Annotated in this window: 19 protein-coding genes; 7 read left to right on the top strand and 12 right to left on the bottom strand. The window is 70.0% G+C overall.

Going from position 1 to position 16,400, the window contains the following annotated elements; translation table 11 throughout:
• Window positions 1-833 (bottom strand): sulfate adenylyltransferase subunit CysD (cysD, locus tag ACWDU4_RS25620; protein WP_450116758.1); only part of this gene is annotated, 833 nt, incomplete at its 3' end.
• A complete protein-coding gene (locus ACWDU4_RS25615; protein ID WP_450116757.1) occupies window positions 830-1,621 on the bottom strand; it encodes a 3'(2'),5'-bisphosphate nucleotidase CysQ in 792 nt (263 codons plus the stop codon). The genes cysD and ACWDU4_RS25615, both read right to left, overlap by 4 nt.
• 112 nt (window positions 1,622-1,733) lie before the next feature.
• Here ACWDU4_RS25615 and ACWDU4_RS25610 point away from each other — a divergent pair, with 112 nt between their 5' ends.
• Window positions 1,734-2,360: a TetR/AcrR family transcriptional regulator gene (locus ACWDU4_RS25610; RefSeq protein ID WP_450116756.1), complete on the top strand. Its 627-nt coding sequence runs from the start codon at window positions 1,734-1,736 to the stop codon at window positions 2,358-2,360.
• Between the two features lie 113 nt (window positions 2,361-2,473).
• On the top strand, window positions 2,474-4,315 hold the full coding sequence (locus ACWDU4_RS25605) for a galactan 5-O-arabinofuranosyltransferase (protein WP_450116760.1): 1,842 nt from the start codon (window positions 2,474-2,476) through the stop codon (window positions 4,313-4,315).
• A gap of 74 nt (window positions 4,316-4,389) precedes the next feature.
• Here the strand turns inward: ACWDU4_RS25605 and ACWDU4_RS25600 are convergent, their stop codons facing one another.
• Window positions 4,390-5,313: an NAD-dependent epimerase/dehydratase family protein gene (locus ACWDU4_RS25600; RefSeq protein WP_450116755.1), complete on the bottom strand. Its 924-nt coding sequence runs from the start codon at window positions 5,311-5,313 to the stop codon at window positions 4,390-4,392.
• Window positions 5,314-5,337: 24 nt separating this feature from the next.
• Window positions 5,338-6,153, bottom strand: a complete 816-nt coding sequence (locus tag ACWDU4_RS25595; RefSeq protein WP_450116754.1) for an SDR family NAD(P)-dependent oxidoreductase — start codon at window positions 6,151-6,153, stop codon at window positions 5,338-5,340.
• Between the two features lie 116 nt (window positions 6,154-6,269).
• On the opposite strand from ACWDU4_RS25595, the gene ACWDU4_RS25590 reads away from it, so the two are divergent.
• Entirely contained in the window at window positions 6,270-7,070 is an 801-nt protein-coding gene (locus ACWDU4_RS25590; protein ID WP_450116753.1) for an IclR family transcriptional regulator, read from the top strand.
• Here ACWDU4_RS25590 and ACWDU4_RS25585 read toward each other — a convergent pair.
• From ACWDU4_RS25585 to ACWDU4_RS25570, 4 genes are all read right to left on the bottom strand, one after another.
• Window positions 7,016-8,347 carry a lipase family protein gene (locus tag ACWDU4_RS25585; RefSeq protein WP_450116752.1) on the bottom strand — a complete coding sequence of 444 codons (1,332 nt, stop codon included), beginning with the start codon at window positions 8,345-8,347 and terminating at the stop codon, window positions 7,016-7,018. The two genes, ACWDU4_RS25590 and ACWDU4_RS25585, sit on opposite strands and share 55 nt — an antisense overlap.
• Window positions 8,348-8,498: 151 nt before the next feature.
• On the bottom strand, window positions 8,499-8,699 hold the full coding sequence (locus ACWDU4_RS25580) for a PspC domain-containing protein (protein WP_450116751.1): 201 nt from the start codon (window positions 8,697-8,699) through the stop codon (window positions 8,499-8,501).
• 160 nt (window positions 8,700-8,859) lie between these two features.
• On the bottom strand, window positions 8,860-9,291 hold the full coding sequence (locus ACWDU4_RS25575) for a DoxX family protein (protein ID WP_450116750.1): 432 nt from the start codon (window positions 9,289-9,291) through the stop codon (window positions 8,860-8,862).
• Between the two features lie 120 nt (window positions 9,292-9,411).
• Window positions 9,412-9,882, bottom strand: a complete 471-nt coding sequence (locus ACWDU4_RS25570; protein WP_450116749.1) for a MarR family winged helix-turn-helix transcriptional regulator — start codon at window positions 9,880-9,882, stop codon at window positions 9,412-9,414.
• Between the two features lie 81 nt (window positions 9,883-9,963).
• On the opposite strand from ACWDU4_RS25570, the gene ACWDU4_RS25565 reads away from it, so the two are divergent.
• On the top strand, window positions 9,964-10,515 hold the full coding sequence (locus tag ACWDU4_RS25565; protein WP_450116748.1) for a carboxymuconolactone decarboxylase family protein: 552 nt from the start codon (window positions 9,964-9,966) through the stop codon (window positions 10,513-10,515).
• 13 nt (window positions 10,516-10,528) lie between these two features.
• On the opposite strand, the gene ACWDU4_RS25560 is transcribed toward ACWDU4_RS25565, so the two are convergent.
• From ACWDU4_RS25560 to map, 3 genes are all read right to left on the bottom strand, one after another.
• Window positions 10,529-11,119 (bottom strand): TIGR03086 family metal-binding protein, encoded by a 591-nt coding sequence (locus ACWDU4_RS25560; RefSeq protein ID WP_450116747.1) that lies wholly within the window; start codon window positions 11,117-11,119, stop codon window positions 10,529-10,531.
• On the bottom strand, window positions 11,116-12,144 hold the full coding sequence (locus ACWDU4_RS25555) for a sigma-70 family RNA polymerase sigma factor (protein ID WP_450116746.1): 1,029 nt from the start codon (window positions 12,142-12,144) through the stop codon (window positions 11,116-11,118). Before ACWDU4_RS25555 ends, ACWDU4_RS25560 begins: the two co-directional genes overlap by 4 nt.
• A 70-nt stretch (window positions 12,145-12,214) precedes the next feature.
• The gene (gene map, locus ACWDU4_RS25550) at window positions 12,215-12,982 is read right to left on the bottom strand and encodes a type I methionyl aminopeptidase (protein WP_450116745.1); all 768 of its coding nucleotides are present in this window, start codon (window positions 12,980-12,982) and stop codon (window positions 12,215-12,217) included.
• Window positions 12,983-13,028: 46 nt separating this feature from the next.
• On the opposite strand from map, the gene ACWDU4_RS25545 reads away from it, so the two are divergent.
• Window positions 13,029-13,298: a helix-turn-helix domain-containing protein gene (locus tag ACWDU4_RS25545; protein WP_450116744.1), complete on the top strand. Its 270-nt coding sequence runs from the start codon at window positions 13,029-13,031 to the stop codon at window positions 13,296-13,298.
• A gap of 18 nt (window positions 13,299-13,316) precedes the next feature.
• Here ACWDU4_RS25545 and ACWDU4_RS25540 read toward each other — a convergent pair whose 3' ends face one another.
• Window positions 13,317-13,493, bottom strand: a complete 177-nt coding sequence (locus ACWDU4_RS25540) for a hypothetical protein (RefSeq protein WP_450116743.1) — start codon at window positions 13,491-13,493, stop codon at window positions 13,317-13,319.
• A 205-nt stretch (window positions 13,494-13,698) separates the two neighbouring features.
• Between ACWDU4_RS25540 and ACWDU4_RS25535 the strand changes: the two genes are divergently transcribed.
• Together ACWDU4_RS25535 and ACWDU4_RS25530 are read left to right on the top strand one after the other, a co-directional pair.
• Window positions 13,699-14,097, top strand: a complete 399-nt coding sequence (locus ACWDU4_RS25535; protein ID WP_450116742.1) for a DUF7144 family membrane protein — start codon at window positions 13,699-13,701, stop codon at window positions 14,095-14,097.
• Between the two features lie 103 nt (window positions 14,098-14,200).
• Window positions 14,201-15,979, top strand: coding sequence for a glycosyl transferase (locus tag ACWDU4_RS25530; RefSeq protein ID WP_450116741.1), 1,779 nt, complete (start codon window positions 14,201-14,203; stop codon window positions 15,977-15,979).
• Window positions 15,980-16,400: the final 421 nt, after the last annotated feature.

Raw genomic sequence — 16,400 nt, 5'->3', positions numbered from 1 at the left:
TCCGACGTGGTGGTGAGCAACATTTCCTGGATGACGTCGGTCAGGGTTGCGGCCGTGGATTCGACGGCCCCGGTGAGCGGGTAGCAGCCGAGGGTGCGGAAGCGGACGCTCTTGAGTTCGGGAACCTCCCCGGGCCGCAACGGCATCCGGTCGTCGTCGACCATGATCAGGGTGCCGTCGCGTTCGACGACCGGCCGTTCGGCGGCGAAGTAGAGCGGCACGATCGGGATGTTCTCCTGCCGGATGTACTCCCACACGTCCAGTTCGGTCCAGTTCGACAGTGGGAACACCCGCAGCGTCTCGCCGGGCGAGCGGCGGACGTTGTACATGTGCCACAGTTCGGGTCGCTGCCGCTTGGGATCCCAGCGGTGCTCGGCGGAGCGGACCGAGAAGACCCGCTCCTTGGCGCGGGACTTCTCCTCGTCGCGCCGCGCGCCACCGAAGGCGGTGTCGAACCTGTGCAGGTCGAGTGCCTGCTTGAGGCCCTCGGTCTTCCACATGTCGGTGTGCGTCGACGAACCGTGTGTGAACGGGTTGATCCCCTTCTCCACACACTCGGGGTTCTGGTACACCAGCAGATCGAAATCCCCTGCGGCAGCGGACTCGTCACGCAGCTTGTACATCTCCTGGAACTTCCACGTCGTGTCGACGTGCAGCAGCGGGAACGGCAACCGGGACGGGAAGAACGCCTTGCGGGCCAGGTGCAGCATCACCGCGCTGTCCTTGCCGACCGAGTACAGCATCACGGGGTTCTCGCTCCCCGCGACGGCCTCCCGCATGATGTGGATGCTCTCGGCCTCGAGTCTCTCGAGGTGGGTCAGTGCACGTGTCATCGCGCAAGTACCTCCAATGCCTTGCCGGCCAACTCCGGGCGGCAGATCAACAGATCGGGCAACCAGGGGTTCTCCTGGTTGTAGACGGGTTCGGAACCGTCGATTCGCGAAACATGCAGTCCCGCAGCACGGGCCACGGCGGCCGGAGCCGCCGAGTCCCACTCGTACTGACCACCGGCGTGGGCGTAGATGTCCACGTCGCCGCGGACCACTGCCATCGCCTTCGCACCGGCGGAACCCATCTCGACCAGTTCTGCGCCCAGGGCGGCAGCCATCGCCATTACCGGTTCCGGCCGGCGGGTGCGGCTGACCACCACCTTCGGCGCCCCGACCAAGGGGCTCGGCGGGATCGGCGTGTCGCCGGTCGAATACGTGACACCGAGTGCGGGCATGGCGACGGCGCCGACCGTCAGCCGTCCGTGTTCGACGAGCGCGACGTGCACGGCCCAGTCGGTGCGTCCCATTTCCCCGAACTCTCGGGTGCCGTCGAGAGGGTCGACGATCCAGATCCGATCGGCGTCGAGGCGGGCCAGGTCGTCGGCGCCCTCCTCGGAGAGCACCGCGTCGTCCGGGAAGCGCTCCGCGAGCGCGGCGACGATGAACTCGTGGCTCAGCCGGTCTCCGGCGGCCTTGACCTGTGCCGGGTCCACACCCGGCTCGGCCAGCCCCGCCCGGTGCGCGAGGAGAAGTCGCCCTGCCTCCGTGGCGATTTCGGCTGCGGCGCGGCCGTCAGGATGCTGCCCGGTCCCGGAATCGGATGTGGTCGGGGTCACGGAACTAGTGGTCATGCGAGTGACTGTAGCCACAGAATGAACATTGTTCAATACTAGATCGAACAATGTTCATTCTTGGTCGGACGTTCGGTGCCCGACCCCCCGAGCCGATCGGTACGGTGATTCGGTGAGCGAATCGAACGCAGGGTCGATCTACGGCGACGCCGAAGCTCGGCGACGCCGAACGCTGGACGCCGCCGCGGCGCTGCTGGCGGAGGGCGGCTACTCGGCGTTGACGATCCGTTCGGTCGCCAAACGCGCCGGCACGAGCACCGGCCTCATCTACCAGTACTTCGCGGACAAGCAGGACATCTTCATGGCGCTACTCGACGAGGCCATCGTGGAGTCGACGGAACGCGTCGCCGCACTGCCACGAGACGGCGGGGTCACGGCGCTACTCGTCGCCATCATCGACGATTCGGCCCGGCGGTGGGGCCGGGTCGGGCGCATGTCCGCGATCTGGCGTGACGCCGAGGGCAACGCCGACTCGGATCGCGAGTCGCTCCACGAGGTCCACCGAGTGGCCGCCCTCTACGACGCGGAAGTCCTGCGCGCGGTGACCGAGGCCGCCGAGGAGGAGGGGCGGATCCTGCTCGACGACGAGAGGGTCCTTCCGTTCCTGCTGTCCGGACTGCAGGGGGTGGCAGCCACCATCGCCAACAACTGGGCGGCTCACCTCGACCAGTCCGAGCTCGTCTCGTTCTCGGCGGCGGCAATCACCCGCGCGATCACGCGAACCGAGCCGTCCACCTGACGGAGGCGGCGCCGCCGTAGCGCCTAGACTCCGGATTCGTGACGACGACCGCCAGCACCACCCCGCCCGACCTCGTCCAGCCCACCCGCCGCGCAGTCGGAACACTCGTCGAGATGGTGCTGGCCGTTGTCGTCGCAGCGGTCGTCGCCGCCGTCGGCCTCGTCGCGTTCTCCGTCGTCGACTGGCCGGCGTTCAACTCCTCCAATGTCACCCGCGCGCTGACCACGGTCGGGCAGGTGGCCGCCCTGGCACTGCTCGCACTGTCGGTGTGGTTCCTCCGGGCCGGCCGCGCCCCAAGGGTCGCGAAGCTGGCGTCGTGGGTTGGGATTTCCGGATTCGTCACCGTCACCCTCGGCATGCCGCTGGCCGCAACCAAGCTGTACCTGCACGGCGTCTCCGTGGATCAGGAGTTCCGCACCGAGTTCCTGACCCGAATGACGGACACCGCCCGCCTCGACGACATGACGTACGCGGACCTGCCGTCCTTCTACCCGGCCGGCTGGTTCTGGGTCGGCGGACGGGTCGCCAATCTCCTCGGCATGGCCGGGTGGGAGACGTTCAAACCGTATGCAATCGCCTCGATCGCGGTCGCCGCCGTCGTGGCGCTCGTGTTGTGGTCCAAACTGATTCGCGCCGACCTCGCCGTGCTCGCGACGGCGGCGACGACGGCACTCACCCTCGCCTACGCCTCGCCCGAGGCGTACAGCGCCGTGCTCGTCGTCCTGCTGCCGCCGGTGCTGGTACTGGCGTGGGGTGGCCTGTACCGGCCCGGGAACGTCCGCGGCGGAGGCTGGGGGGCGGTGCTCGGAACGGGTCTGTTCCTCGGACTGGCCGCGACGTTCTACACCCTCTACCTCGGCTACGCGGCGTTCGCGGTGGTCCTCATGGCAGTGATCGCGGCAGGATTCGCGGTGCGCGCGAACGGGATCCGCGCGGCATGGGATCCGGTCCGGCGACTCGCCGTGATCGCGGTGATCGCGGGGCTGGTCGCGCTGATCGTGTGGACGCCGTTCCTACTGGCACTGCGCACGCATTCGCTCGCCGGGTCCGGCACCGCCACCCACTACCTGCCCGAGTCCGGGTCCACGCTGCCGCTGCCGATGTTCGATGCCTCCCTCGTCGGCCTGCTGTGCCTCCTGGGCACGGTCTGGCTGGTCGGCCGCGCGTCCTCCTCACGCCGGGCGCAGTCCCTCGGCATCGGGGTGGTCGCGGTGTACCTGTGGTCGCTGCTGTCGATGGCGTTCACCGCGGCCGGGACCACGCTGCTCTCGTTCCGGCTGGAGCCGGTGCTGCTGGTGTTGCTCGGCGCGGCAGGCGTTTTCGGATTCGTCGACTTCACCCGCTGGATCCTGCTCGCAAGCAGTGACAACCCGCGGATGAAGGCCGCGGCGATCGCGGTCGGCGCACTGGGCGCGGTGGCGTTCGCGCAGTCCATCCCGCACCACCTGGCGCCGGAAATCAACACCGCGTACACCGACACCGACGGCGACGGCGTGCGCGCCGACCAGCGTCCGCCGGGCGCGGCCGCGTACTACGGGCAGGTGGACGAGACGATCCTGGCCCAGCGGCCGGGAGCGCGGTCGGACACCGTCGTCCTCACCGCCGACACCAGCTTCCTGTCCTTCTACCCGTACTTCGGGTTCCAGGCGCTGACGTCGCACTACGCGAACCCGCTGGCCCAGTTCGACGAGCGGGCCGCCGCGATCGCGCGCTGGGCCGAGTCCGACTCCCCCGACGCCCTGATCGCCGCGATGGACGAATCCCCCTGGCGGGCACCGGACGTCTTCGTGTTCCGGTCCAGCGACGACGCCTACACCCTCCGCCTCGCCCAGGACGTCTACCCGAACGACCCGAACGTCAAGCGCTACACCGTGAGCTTCCCGAAGTCGCTGTTCGACGACCCCCGCTTCACCACCACCGACGTCGGCCCGTTCACCGTCGTCACCCGCACGTAAGCGCTTCGCGCCCGTGCGCGCTCTTGGTGGTCCCCGCTACCAAAAGCGCGCACAGGTGCGTAACGCCTGATCGGTCAGTCGCGTGGCGCGGCCGCCATGACCGCCTCGACGAGTTCTCCGACGGCACGTGCGCAGTCGCCCCGGTCGTAGCCGAGCAGCCGCGTCTCGTCGGCGTCCGGTTCGTACGCCAGTGTGTTGCCCCGCCCCTGGACGATCGCGGCGTCCGAGAGCAGCGGGTGCTCCTCGTTTCGCGCGGCGATCTCCCGGTCGCCGCCGGCCGCGTCGACCATCAGCTGGAAGAACTGCCGGTACTCCAGGTTCTCGTCGCCGACGAGGTACGCCTTACCGGATTCGCCGCCGTGCACGGCACCGCGGACCGCCTGCGCGAGCGAGCGCGCCGACATGTAGTTGGTGCCGCCGACGGGAGCGAAATCGGGAATGCCCGGCTCGCGTCCCGCGGCCCACGAGACCATCCGCCGGTAGCGTCGGGTCGAGGCTCCCGGCACGACGCCGATGATCGAGGGCGGATTGAGGGTGCAGACCGTGAACGAGTCGTCGGCGAGCGCGCGGGCACCCTCGTCCGCGGCCTTCCGTGCCGCCACATAGGGATTGGTGGTCGCGATGTCGGGACGCAGCTGATGGTAGTAGCTGCCGACCTGCACGAAGCGGCCCACACCGGCCTGCTTGACGAGCTCCGCGAAGCGCGGAACACCGACGCTCTGCGTCGACGCCCAGAACTTGTCGTCCTCGCTGTCGGCGGCGGTCCGGTGGCGCGGGTCCTGACCGGCCGCGAAGACGACGGCGTCGAACCCCGACAACTCCTCACGGGTGAACGACGGCACCGTGTAATCGCCCGCCAGCAGCGGGAAGTCGGCGACCAGTGAATCGTCGGGGATCGGGCCGCGCCCGGCCACGGTGACGTCGTCGCCGTGTTCGCGCAGCAGGAGGGCGGTGTGTGCACCGATCATGCCGGTGCCGCCGATGACCAGGATCTTCATGGTGTGTCTTTCGGTTGAAGTGGATCAGGGATTGCGGGGACGGTTCGTCCAGCCGCCGGAGCGACGCGGGACCCAGCCACCGGACGAGTGCGTGCCACCGTCGACGTGGATGGTGCCGCCGGTGACGAACCGCGACAGGTCGGAGGCGAGGAAGAGCGCGACGCCGGCGACGTCCTCGGGCTGCCCCGGACCGCCGAGCGGCGACCACGTCGGCCACAGTTCGCGATCCTCCTCGGGGACGAGCGACGTGTAGGGCACCTGGACCGACTCGACGAGGTCCGGCGCGATCGCGTTGACCCGGATGCCTGACGGGCCCACCTCCGCGGCCAGCGACCTCGTGAACTGCGTCAGCGCGGCCTTGTACGCGGAGTACACGCTGTGCCCGGGGATCGCCCGGTGCGCCTCGACGGTCGTGAGGTTGATGATCGAGCCGCCTCCCCGCTCGGTCATGCCCGGCAGCAGTGCCTGCGTCAGGCGCAGGACATGGGCGAAATTGATCTCGTGCAGCTCGTCCCACAGCGACGGCGCGTTGGTGGCGAAGGTGTGCGGGGGCTGCAGGTAGTGACCCACATTGTTGACCAGCACGTCCGGGCGATGGTCGACGACTTCGGGCGGGCACGGCGTCGCACGGACGTCCCATTCGACCGCGGCGATCGAGCCGCCCGCGGACGGGTCGAACTCGAGCGGACCGAGCGGTTCGACATCGGCCACGAGCACGTCGGCGCCGTGCGCGGCGAAGGACCGCGCGATCGCGGCACCGATACCCTGGGCACCGCCGGTGACCACGGCGCGACGGTCGGTCAACATCGCACCCGGAGTGAAAGCCATGAGGTTGGGCATGAACGCCAGTACAGCGCAACCCGCGTTGCAGCCGACAGGCCCGTTTCCGGTGTGCGGAAGAATCGGCGTCTGCGCGGTGCGATGCACCAACCCACCGACGAGGCGAGGAGGAACCGATGCCACCGCACACGTCTGACGAGGGCCCGACCGGGACTCTGCAGCGCGCGGCCCTGATCCTCGACGCGTTCACCGGCGGTGGCCGGCTGAACCTGTCGCAGATCGTCGCCGCCACGGGGCTCCCCCGAACGTCGGTTCATCGTGCGTTGGAGCAGCTGGTCGCGCTGCGCTGGGTACACAGGCACGGAATGGACTACCAGCTGGGCATGCGCATGATCGAGTTGGGGGCCGTCGCCGCGCAGCAGAACTCGCTACGCCGCGCCGCGCTGCCCAGCCTGCACTGGCTGCACCACCGGACCGGGTGCATCGTGCACCTGGGCGTGCTCGACGGACCGGAGGTGGTCTACCTCGAGAAGGTCGGCGGGGAGTTCACCCCCAGCGTCCGCTCACACGTCGGCGGCCGGCTTCCCGCACGGTCGTCGACCATCGGCACGGCGCTGCTCGCCGTTGCCGGTTCCACACCCGAGGAGTCACCGGATGTCCACCGGGTGCGCGAGTTGCGGATCGCGTACGGGCGGGAGAAGTGCCTGAAGGGGTTCAGCTGCGTTGCGATACCGATCGGTCCGGTCGACCGTGCGGAATCCGCTGCCGCCCTCTCCGTCTTCGGTCCGGCCGCGAAGATCGACGACAAGCAGGTCCTGCTGTCCGCGCAGACCGCGGCCGCCCAGATCTGGCGGCGCTTCGCGCCTGTGCGCGCTTCCAGTGGCTCCGGCCACCAGAAGCGCGCACAGGCGCCGCAGTCGACTCAGTCGAAGGAGCAGCCGGCCAGCGGCTTGTCGGCCAGCCGGTCGAACAGATAGGTGATGGCGTTGTTCGTGCCGTAGCCGTCGATCAGCAGCGGGCCGAAGTGGTTGGGCAGCGTCGCTCCCGGCAGGATCGGCGGCAATCCGTTGGTGCGGAAGGTGACCGTCGCGCCCTGATCGCACCAGTCGGCGGCGAGCTGTCGCGCCTGCCCGTACGGGACGGTGTCGTCGTTGAGGCCGCTGGTGATCAGGACGGGGGTCGTCGGGGCCAGCCGCCCGATCCGCTGCTCGTCGAGCACCGCGACGATCTCCGGGATCTCCCGCATGTGGTCGAGGACCGGCCGCCCGTCGACGGTGAGGGTGTCGGTGCGCAGGAACGGATGCTTGAAGATGACGTCGGCGATGCAGGCGTCGGCAAGTTCGCTGAGCAGTGCACGACCCTGCGGGTTGAGGATCTGGTCGACGAACGGTGCCAGCTCGGGATTGCGGTCGACGAAACCGTTGATCGCGAAGGCGATGACACCGCCGATCAGCGCGCCGTCGACCTGGGCGAGCACCTGCACGAGGTCCGCGGTCGGACCGCCGGCCCAGGTGCCCTTGAGGTTGAGTTCCGGCGCGTAGCTCGGCTGCAACTCGGCCGCGGCGGCGGTGGCGCCGCCACCCTGGGAGTAACCCCAGAACACCACCGGCGCGTTCGGATCACCAGCGAGGTTGGTGGCGGCGCGGGCCGCGTCCAGGACGCCGTGGGCCGCCTCGACCCGGTTGACGTAGGTGTGGATGCCCGGCGTGCCGAGTCCGATGTGGTCGGTGACGAACACCCGCGCGCCGGCGGCCGTCCACGCGGCGGCAGCGATCGCTTCCTGGTTCGCGGACATCGAGAGCTTGCCCGGGTCGGCGTACACACCGGTGGCGAAGGCGGCGGACATGGCGCAGTGGTCGCCCTGGCCCGCGGTGCCCGGTGCGATCACGACCGTGGGGCGCTCGCCGGGGCCCTGCCACGGGTGGGTGGCGTCGAGGTACGTGCCGCTCACGGCGACCGGCGACCCGTCCTGCTTGCGTGAGGTGTACAGGACCTGCCTACCCGCGGCCGGCCAGCCGCCGTCGGCGCCGGGGACGGTCGCGAACACGGGCAACGGCTGCTCCTTGATCACCGCGCCCGGGGTGGTGTCGAACCGGTCCGGGGGGAGGTAGAAGCCGCTCACCGGCTCGGCCGAGGCCGTGCCGCCGAACGCGCCGACCGCACTGCCCAGGCAGGCGATCACCGCTGCCACCGCGACGGGGCGAAGCCGCCGCAACCGCCGGTGCCGGCGTCCCCCTTCACACGTCGTCACCATCGCGTTCTCCCCCTGTGCCTGAGATTCCGGTTGTGAGGGCCACGATGCGATCACCGCGTTGTCGCGCCCGTCACACTTGAGCTACCGGAGAGTAACAAACGGGCGGTGTCCCGCCCACACCCAGACAAGGGGGTTCCCGGAGGCGGGGATTTCAGGCGGGCAGCAGCATCCACAGGGCGAGGTACACGAGCACCGCGGTGCCGCCGGTGGCGAAGGCGGCGATCAGCGCGCCGGCACGAACCAGGTTGGCGTCGATGCCGAAGTACTCGGCGATGCCGCCGCACACGCCGCCGAGCATGCGCTGCGACGAGGAGCGAGCGAAGGTCTTGGGAGCGTTGCTGTCGAATGTCATGCGTTCAGCCTGCCGTTCGGCGGCGGGTCGGCACATCGGGTGACGCCCTGATCCGAACCCTGATCTTTCACCCCCACCCATCCCCGGGCCGAATGGCTGAAGGTCACCTTCGTGCGGCCGATCCGCACGAAGGTGACCTTCAGCCGGGAGGTGGTCGGCGTCAGCGGCGCAGCGGCATGATCCGCCGGACCTCCGCGTCGCGCAGGAACAGCCCGCCCCACACCAGGATTCCGACGTAGACCGGGGACAGGATCGTGCTCAGCAGCGGCTGCTCGGTGAGGATGTTGCAGGCCACCGCGCCACCGAGGTAGCCGGTGAGCAGCACCGCACCGAGGATCGACGTCACCGGGAGCAGGTACAGCGCCAGGCACACCAGCATCACGATGCCCATCACGTACGGCGCGTAGTCGGGGAAGCCGTACTCGACCATCGAGTCGCGAACCGGCGCGATGTTCGCGAGGTGGATGACGGCGTCGAACAGCAGGAACGCCACCACCAGTGCGGTGACGACGAGTCCGGCGATGCGCGCCCTCGGCGACACCGCACGGGTCGCGGCGGCCGGGGTGGCGACGGTGATCGGGGTGGCGGTCATGGCTGACTCCTCGGTTCGGTGTGGCATCGACGGCACCGCCGCCGGGCGCTCCGCGCGGGATGCGTGAAGCCGTTGCCCAGGTAGACCGGAACCCGCCCCGAAACTCATCGCCGGAGGGCGCTATCCGCCGAACCACGCCTGCGCGTCCAGCCGGAAACCCTGCCCGGCGGTGACGGCACCCAGATCGTCCTCGAGTTGGCGCACCCTGTCCGCGCCGATCACCGAGGCCCAGTCCGCCCGCAGTTGCTCGAAGATCTCGGCCGACCGACGCAGGCTGTCGACCCCACGTTCGGTCAGCACCACCAGCTTGGCGCGCGCATCGGACGGATCCGGCTGTCGTGCAACATATCCCAGAGCCTCGAGCCGGTCGACGGTCTTGCCGGCCGCCTGCTTGGAGACGCCGAGCCGTCGCCCCAGTTCACTGGCACTCACCCCGTCGAGGCCGACGGCCTGCATGGCGAATCCGTGCGCGGGCCGAAGGTTCGGATGACCCTGCTCGGCCAGCCGCCGATGCGCCTCGTCCACGATGGCCCGGAATCCGGCGAACAGCAGGAAGGGCAGCTCGAAGCCCGGACGTTCCCGCTCAGGCATGGCGCAACCCTTGCGCGATATCGACAACCAGGCTTACTGTTTGGACAACCATGTTGTCGATGCTACCCGGAGGAGCTCCCCGTGACATTCCACGCGCACGACCTCGAGACCGCCCCCGCCGCCGCCCGCCCCGTCATCAAGACGATCGCGGACAATTTCGGGTACCTGCCCGCACCCGTCGCGCTGATGGCCGAGTCACCGGAACTACTGCAGGCATTCACCCGGTCGAACGCCCTGTTCGAGAAGAGCACCCTCACCCCGCTCGAACGCGAGGTGGTCGTACTCACGATTGCGACCCGCAACGAATGCCACGTGTGCGTCGCGATGCACTCCGCGGCCCTCGCGCGCAGCGGCACGCCAACCGAGGTGATCGCCGCCCTCCGCTCCGGCTCCGCCCTGCACGAGCCGCGCCTCGAGGCACTGCGGACGTTCACCGTCGCGGTGCTCGACACCAACGGCGCCGTCCCCGACGCACAGACGAGCGCGTTTCTCTCCCACGGCTTCACCAGCCGCAACGCGCTCGAGGTGGTGCTCGGCGTCGGCACCTTCACCCTGTCCACCTTCGCCAACCGGATGACGGACGCACCGCTGGACGCGGCGCTCATCCCGTTCGCCTGGGACGGCGCCGCCTGACCCGGCCGCGGCGTCAGCGGTCTCCGACGCGGCCGAGCCGGGCGACCAGCCGCTCCCCCGGTCCCGCCCACGGCGGCACCGGGACCGGTGCGGCGAAGCGCGCGGGCCGGTCCGCATCGGTCACGAAAATGTCTGCGCAGGAATGAAGTTCGAGGGCCAGCTCGGGAGGGAACGGCCGGTGCCTTCCGACCGCCTGCGCGACATCCCACCCGTGCACCGCGACCTCCAGCGCCCCCGCCGCGGCGGCGAAATCGGAGGACAGGGGGGCGCCACCGACCCGGATGTCACCACGATCCCTCGACCGTGCCCATGACCTCACCATCCGGCAGGCCCGATGCTGCAGCGCGGCAACGGGATCGGCCGAGATGTCGGGCGCGGCGGCGGGATACAGCACGACCGCCCGGTCCAGCACCGCCTCCTCGAGGACCACGAGCGACTCGTTCATGTGCCCCAACAGATCCCGCAGGTTCCACTCCGAGCACGGGGTCGGACGCGACAGATCGGACGCCCTCACCAGCGCCAGGCTTCCCTCCGTGTACCGAACCGCGCACTCGAGCAGCACGACCGGGTCCGCGAGCGGTCGGGCGATCTGCCCGGCCGTCATGTCGCCGGATTCGAGATCGAGGGCAGCGTCTCCCCGGCGCTACCGGGCAGCGTGTCCGGCAACCCGAACTTCGCGAACAGCGACAGGTCGAAGAACACCGTCACGTGCCCGATGCCGGACGGCCCGAGCGAGACCACCTGCAGTTGGAAGGCGCGGTGCACCCCGTCCTCGCCGCGCATGTACAGACCGAACGCCGGCTGCCCGTTCGACACCGTCGGCACCAGCCGCATGTCGCCGGCACCGCTTGCGGGACAGTTGTTCTCGATGAGGCTGCGGATCGCCGCCGGACCCTGGTACCAGCCGACGAACGGCGGCATCTCCCACACCGCGTCCTGGGTGAACAGCTCCGTCAGCGCGGCCATGTCGTAGTTCTCGAACGCGGCCATGTACTTGTCGAGCAGCGCGCGCTGCTCGGGCTCCACGGGCTCGACGACCGCGTCCTCGGTCGGGGATGCCTGCGCGATCTGCGCCCGGGCCCGCTGCAGCGCACTGTTGACGGCGGCGGTGCTGGTGTCGAGCAGTTCCGCGACATCGGCAGCCGGCCAGGCCAGCACCTCCCGCAGGATCAGCACCGCCCGCTGCTTGGGCGGCAGGAACTGCAGCGACGCGATCAGCGCCAGCCGCAGGCTCTCACGTGAGGTCGCGACCGTGGCCGGATCGGACGCGGCGACCCCGAGCATCTCGTCCGGGATCGGTTCGAGCCACGGCACCTCCTCGCGGGTGACGAGGTCGTCGACCGGGTCGGAACTCGGTGCGCCGAGCCCGGTCGGCAACGGCCGCCGGCCCTTCGACTCCAGCGCGGTCAAACAGGTGGTCGTCGCGATCCGGTACAGCCAGGTACGCAGCGAGGAGCGTCCCTCGAACTTGTCGTAGGCGCGCCACGCCTTGAGGTAGGTCTCCTGCACCAGGTCCTCCGCCTCGTGCACGGATCCCGACATCCGGTAACAGTGCGCGAGCAGCTCCCGCCGGTACTGCTCCGCCTGCGGAGTGAACTCGTCCCGAACTGCACCATGCGCCTCAGTCATGCGCCCCACCCTTCCGTGATCGGTCGTCGGAGTACAGACCCGCGGGCGCGGCAAAACTCATCGCAGCGAGTCAGGCCGCGGTCAGCACCACCGGTCCGTCCTCGGTGACCGCGACGGTGTGCTCGCAGTGCGCCGCCCGCGAACCGCTGAGGGTGCGCAGCGTCCACCCGTCTGGGTCGTGCCGATAGTCGTCGGTGCCGCCGTCGATGAGCATGGGTTCGATCGCGAGCACCAGCCCGGGACGCAGCCGCATGCCGCGACCGGCGCGTCCCTCGTTCGGCACGTCCGGATCCTCGTGCATGGCGCGGCCGATGCCGTGGCCGCCGTGGTCCGCGAGCAGCCCACGACCGCGGGCGCGGGCGTACGAGCCGATCGCGGCGGCGATGTCGCCGATCCGATTACCGGCGAGCGCCGCGGAGATCCCTCGTTCGAGCGCCGTCTCCGTGTCCGCGATCAGGCCCAGGTCCTCCGGGTCGGCGGCGCCCACCACGAAGCTGATCGCCGAGTCGCCGCACCATCCGTCGAGGTACGCCCCGCAGTCGAGGCTGACGAGGTCACCGTCGGCGAGCCGCGCGTCCGTCGGGATCCCGTGCACGACGGCGTCGTTGACGCTCACACACACCACGCCGGGGAACCGGCTCGGCGCCCACTCCGGCCGGTAGCCGAGGAACGCCGGCCGCGCCCCGGCATCGGAGATGACCGCGGCCGCGGCGTCGTCGAGCTCGCGCAGGCTCACGCCGACCGCAGCGACGGCGCGGGCGGCGGCGAGTGCCGAGGCGACGACCCTCCCCGCCTCGCGCATGGCGGCGATCTCTCCCGGCGACTTCAACTCGACCACTGCAACCTCCCGATACGAATAACAATACCGGTATTACTATAGGCACATGGTGCGCGTGCCGCTGACGGCGGAGGAGATCGAACGGGGCCGACGACTCGGCGAACTGCTGCGCTCGGCGCGCGGTCCGGCCAGCATGGTCGACGTCGCCGCCGAGGCCGGCATCTCCGTCGAAACCCTGCGCAAGATCGAGACCGGCCGGATCGCGACGCCCGCGTTCTTCACCGTCTCCGCCCTCGCCCGGGTCCTCGACCTGTCCCTGGACCGGGTCGCCGACGCCCTCGCCGACCCACCGTCCGCGCGCGACATCGCGTCGTGACCAGACGGAACGGCAGGATCAGCGCCCGTTCGGGAAGAGCGTCTGCTCGGCGGTGAACGCCCCGTCGCGGTCGTCGACGAACTCGCCGTCGCAGCGTCCGGCGAGCGCGGCCGACACCTGCCCCCACACGTGCAGGTTGACCGGTTCCAGCGCATGATCGGTGCCGCCGTCGACGGCGGTGGGCGTCGGCGTCATCCGGCACCGACCTCCGTCGAGGCGACCGTCCGCCCACTCCCTGGCGCTTCGGATCGCGTAGTAGGAGGTGCGGCAGAGGTGTGCCCTACCCAATTGATAACGACCAGGTACCCGATTCCGGAAACGGCCCCTGACGGTGTACGGATCGGCGGACAATGGGCGCACCGGACAGCGTGACGAACCTCTTGCACGAAAGGGGACAGCCATGGCCGCGGACTCGTCGGTCAAGCAGGAAGTTGCGACAGGCACCTCGATCGGGGCGGCCATTCTCCTGGTGACAGTGGGCGTCATCCAGGTCCTCCAGGGCATAGCCGCGGTCGCCGAGGACGAAATGTTCGTGGTCGGCATCGACTACGTCTACAAGTTCGATCTGACCACGTGGGGATGGGTGCACATCGTGCTCGGCGCGATCGTCGCGCTGGTCGGCCTCGCACTGTTCACCGGGGCGACGTGGGCGCGGGTCGCCGCGATCGTGGTCGCCGCGATCTCCATCATTGCCAACTTCCTGTGGATCCCGTACTACCCGTGGTGGTCGATCCTCATCATCGCCATCGACATCGTGGTGATCTGGGCAGTCTCCACCTGGCGCCCGGTGCGGGTCTGACGGCGGAAACCACCCCCGCGCTTCCACCCGCAGGCGATTCCCAGCGTCGGTCGGTACCGTGACCGGTCGGCAACCCGACCGGACCGATCGACGGGAATGGTGAATGGCAGTACCAGCGGACGCACCCTCGACGGTCGCGGACCCTCACCCCGGGACCGCGACCGCGCCCGCACGCCGACGGCTGCGTCCGGCACGTCCCGACGTGCTGGTCGCGGGCGGATTCGCCGCACTCGCGGTGTACGTCATGTGGAACCAGTGGCGCCTGCCGGCGTCCGGGTACCTGACCGGCAGCGGCCAGGACCAGCGGATGTGGGAGTGGTTCTTCGCGCTCGCCGCCCGCTCCATCACCCACCTCGACAACCCACTCGGCTCGGTTCTGCAGAACTATCCGCAGGGCGTGAACCTGATGGCCAACACGGCGATGTTCGGGGTCAGCGTCCCGCTCGCCCCCATCACCCTGGTGTTCGGGCCGACCGTCACCTGGACGCTGGTCCTCACGGTCGGGCTCGCGTCCACCTCGTACGCCTGGTACTGGTTCCTGCGCCGGTACGCGGAGGTGTCCCGGATCGCCGCGACCGTCGGCGGTCTGATCTGCGGGTTCGCGCCTGCGATGATCTCCCACGCCAACGGGCACCCGAACTTCGTGGTCCTGCCACTGCTTCCGGTGATCCTCGGGTGCGTGATCCGGCTGTCCCGCGGCGCGGGCATGCGCACCGCCTGCTGGCTGGGCCTGCTGGTCGCGATGCAGATCGCGCTCGGCGAGGAACCGCTGCTGATCACCGCGGTGACCTTCGGGGTGTTCACCGCCGCGTACTTCGCGTTCCGCCCGCGACTGATCGTCCCGGCCGTCCGCAACGCCGCGAAACCGCTGCTGCTCGCCGCGCTGATCGCGCTGCTGCTGACCGCGGGCCCACTGTGGTGGCAGTTCTTCGGCCCGCAGAGCTACCGGTTCATCGACCACGGCCCGATGGGCAACGACCTCAAGGCACTGCTGCAGTTCCCGCGGCAGTCCGTCGGTGGACACGTCACGCCAGGCCAGGACGTCGCGATCAACGGCACCGAGGAGAACGCCTACTTCGGGTGGCCACTGCTGGTCGTCACCCTCGCCGCCGCGGTGTGGCTGCGCCGGGTCGTCGTCGCGCGCGCCGCCGCCGTCACCGTCGCCCTGATGTGCGTGCTCTCGCTCGGCGCCGAACTGACCGTCGGACGCGACCGGACGGGCGTCGACCTGCCGTGGTCGTGGCTCGAACGGCTGCCACTGTTCGAGTCGGTGCTCGAGACCCGCTTCGCGATGGGCGCGATCCCGGCGATCGCACTGCTGCTGGCACTGGCCGTCGACCGGGCCCGGCGGGAACGGGCCACGCTGATCCCCTGGACCGTGGCGCTCGTGGTGGCGCTGCTCCCGCTGACCCCGTTGCCGCTGAACGCGGTCCAACGCGCCGCGGCACCGCAGTTCTTCGGCGACGGCGGTTGGCGCCAGTACGTCGGGAACGGCTCGGTCGTCACCGTCCCCCTGCCCCGCCCCGAGGACGCCCGGGCCCTGAGCTGGCAGGTCGAGGCCGACTTCGGATTCCCGCTCGCCGGCGGCTACTTCGTCGGACCGGTCGGCCCCGACAAGAAGGCCAAGTACGGGCCGGACGACCGGCCCACCGCGCAACTGCTCGGGCAGGTGCAGCAGACCGGGACGGTCCCGAACGTCACCGACGCGATGCGCGCGCAGGCCGTCACCGACCTGCAGTTCTGGCGGGCCGACGTGGTGGTGCTGCCGCACGGCGGCAACGAACGTGCCCTGCGCGTGACCGTGCAGGAACTGCTCCGCGACCCCGGGCACCGCGCCGACGACGTGTGGGTGTGGGACGTGCGGGCCCTGGTCCGGGCCTGACGCCGAGCGGCCCGCCGGACAGGGGGATCGACTAGGGGATCGGGGATGTCCGACTCGCCCCCAACCGTCCCCTAACCGCCCGCGAATCGGCACCGGATACCGCCCTCGCCGGGTCGAATGACGGCAGGGCACCGACCGGTGCCGGTCCACGGATACCAGGAGCGCTCATGTCGTTTACGACCATGTTCTCGCTGATCGCGTCGATGCTCGGCCCGAGCTTCGGTAGCGAAGCCGGCGGCGGCGCCGGTGGTGAGGGCGGAGGAGGTTTCCACTTCGAGTCCTGAACCCATCGGGTCGGGAACCGCTCCCTCGCAACGATCGCCCCGGCCCGGGATCACCGCCGGTGGTGCGGCCCTCCCGCACCACCGGCGGCGGCGTCTGTGCGCGAAGGTTCGACAGGCCGGGTCCGCGGGGGCGCCGG

The organism is Rhodococcus sp. NPDC003348 (assembly GCF_053589375.1).
The sequence above is the reverse complement of the archived record's forward strand: the minus strand, read 5'-3'. Positions and strand labels throughout refer to the sequence as shown.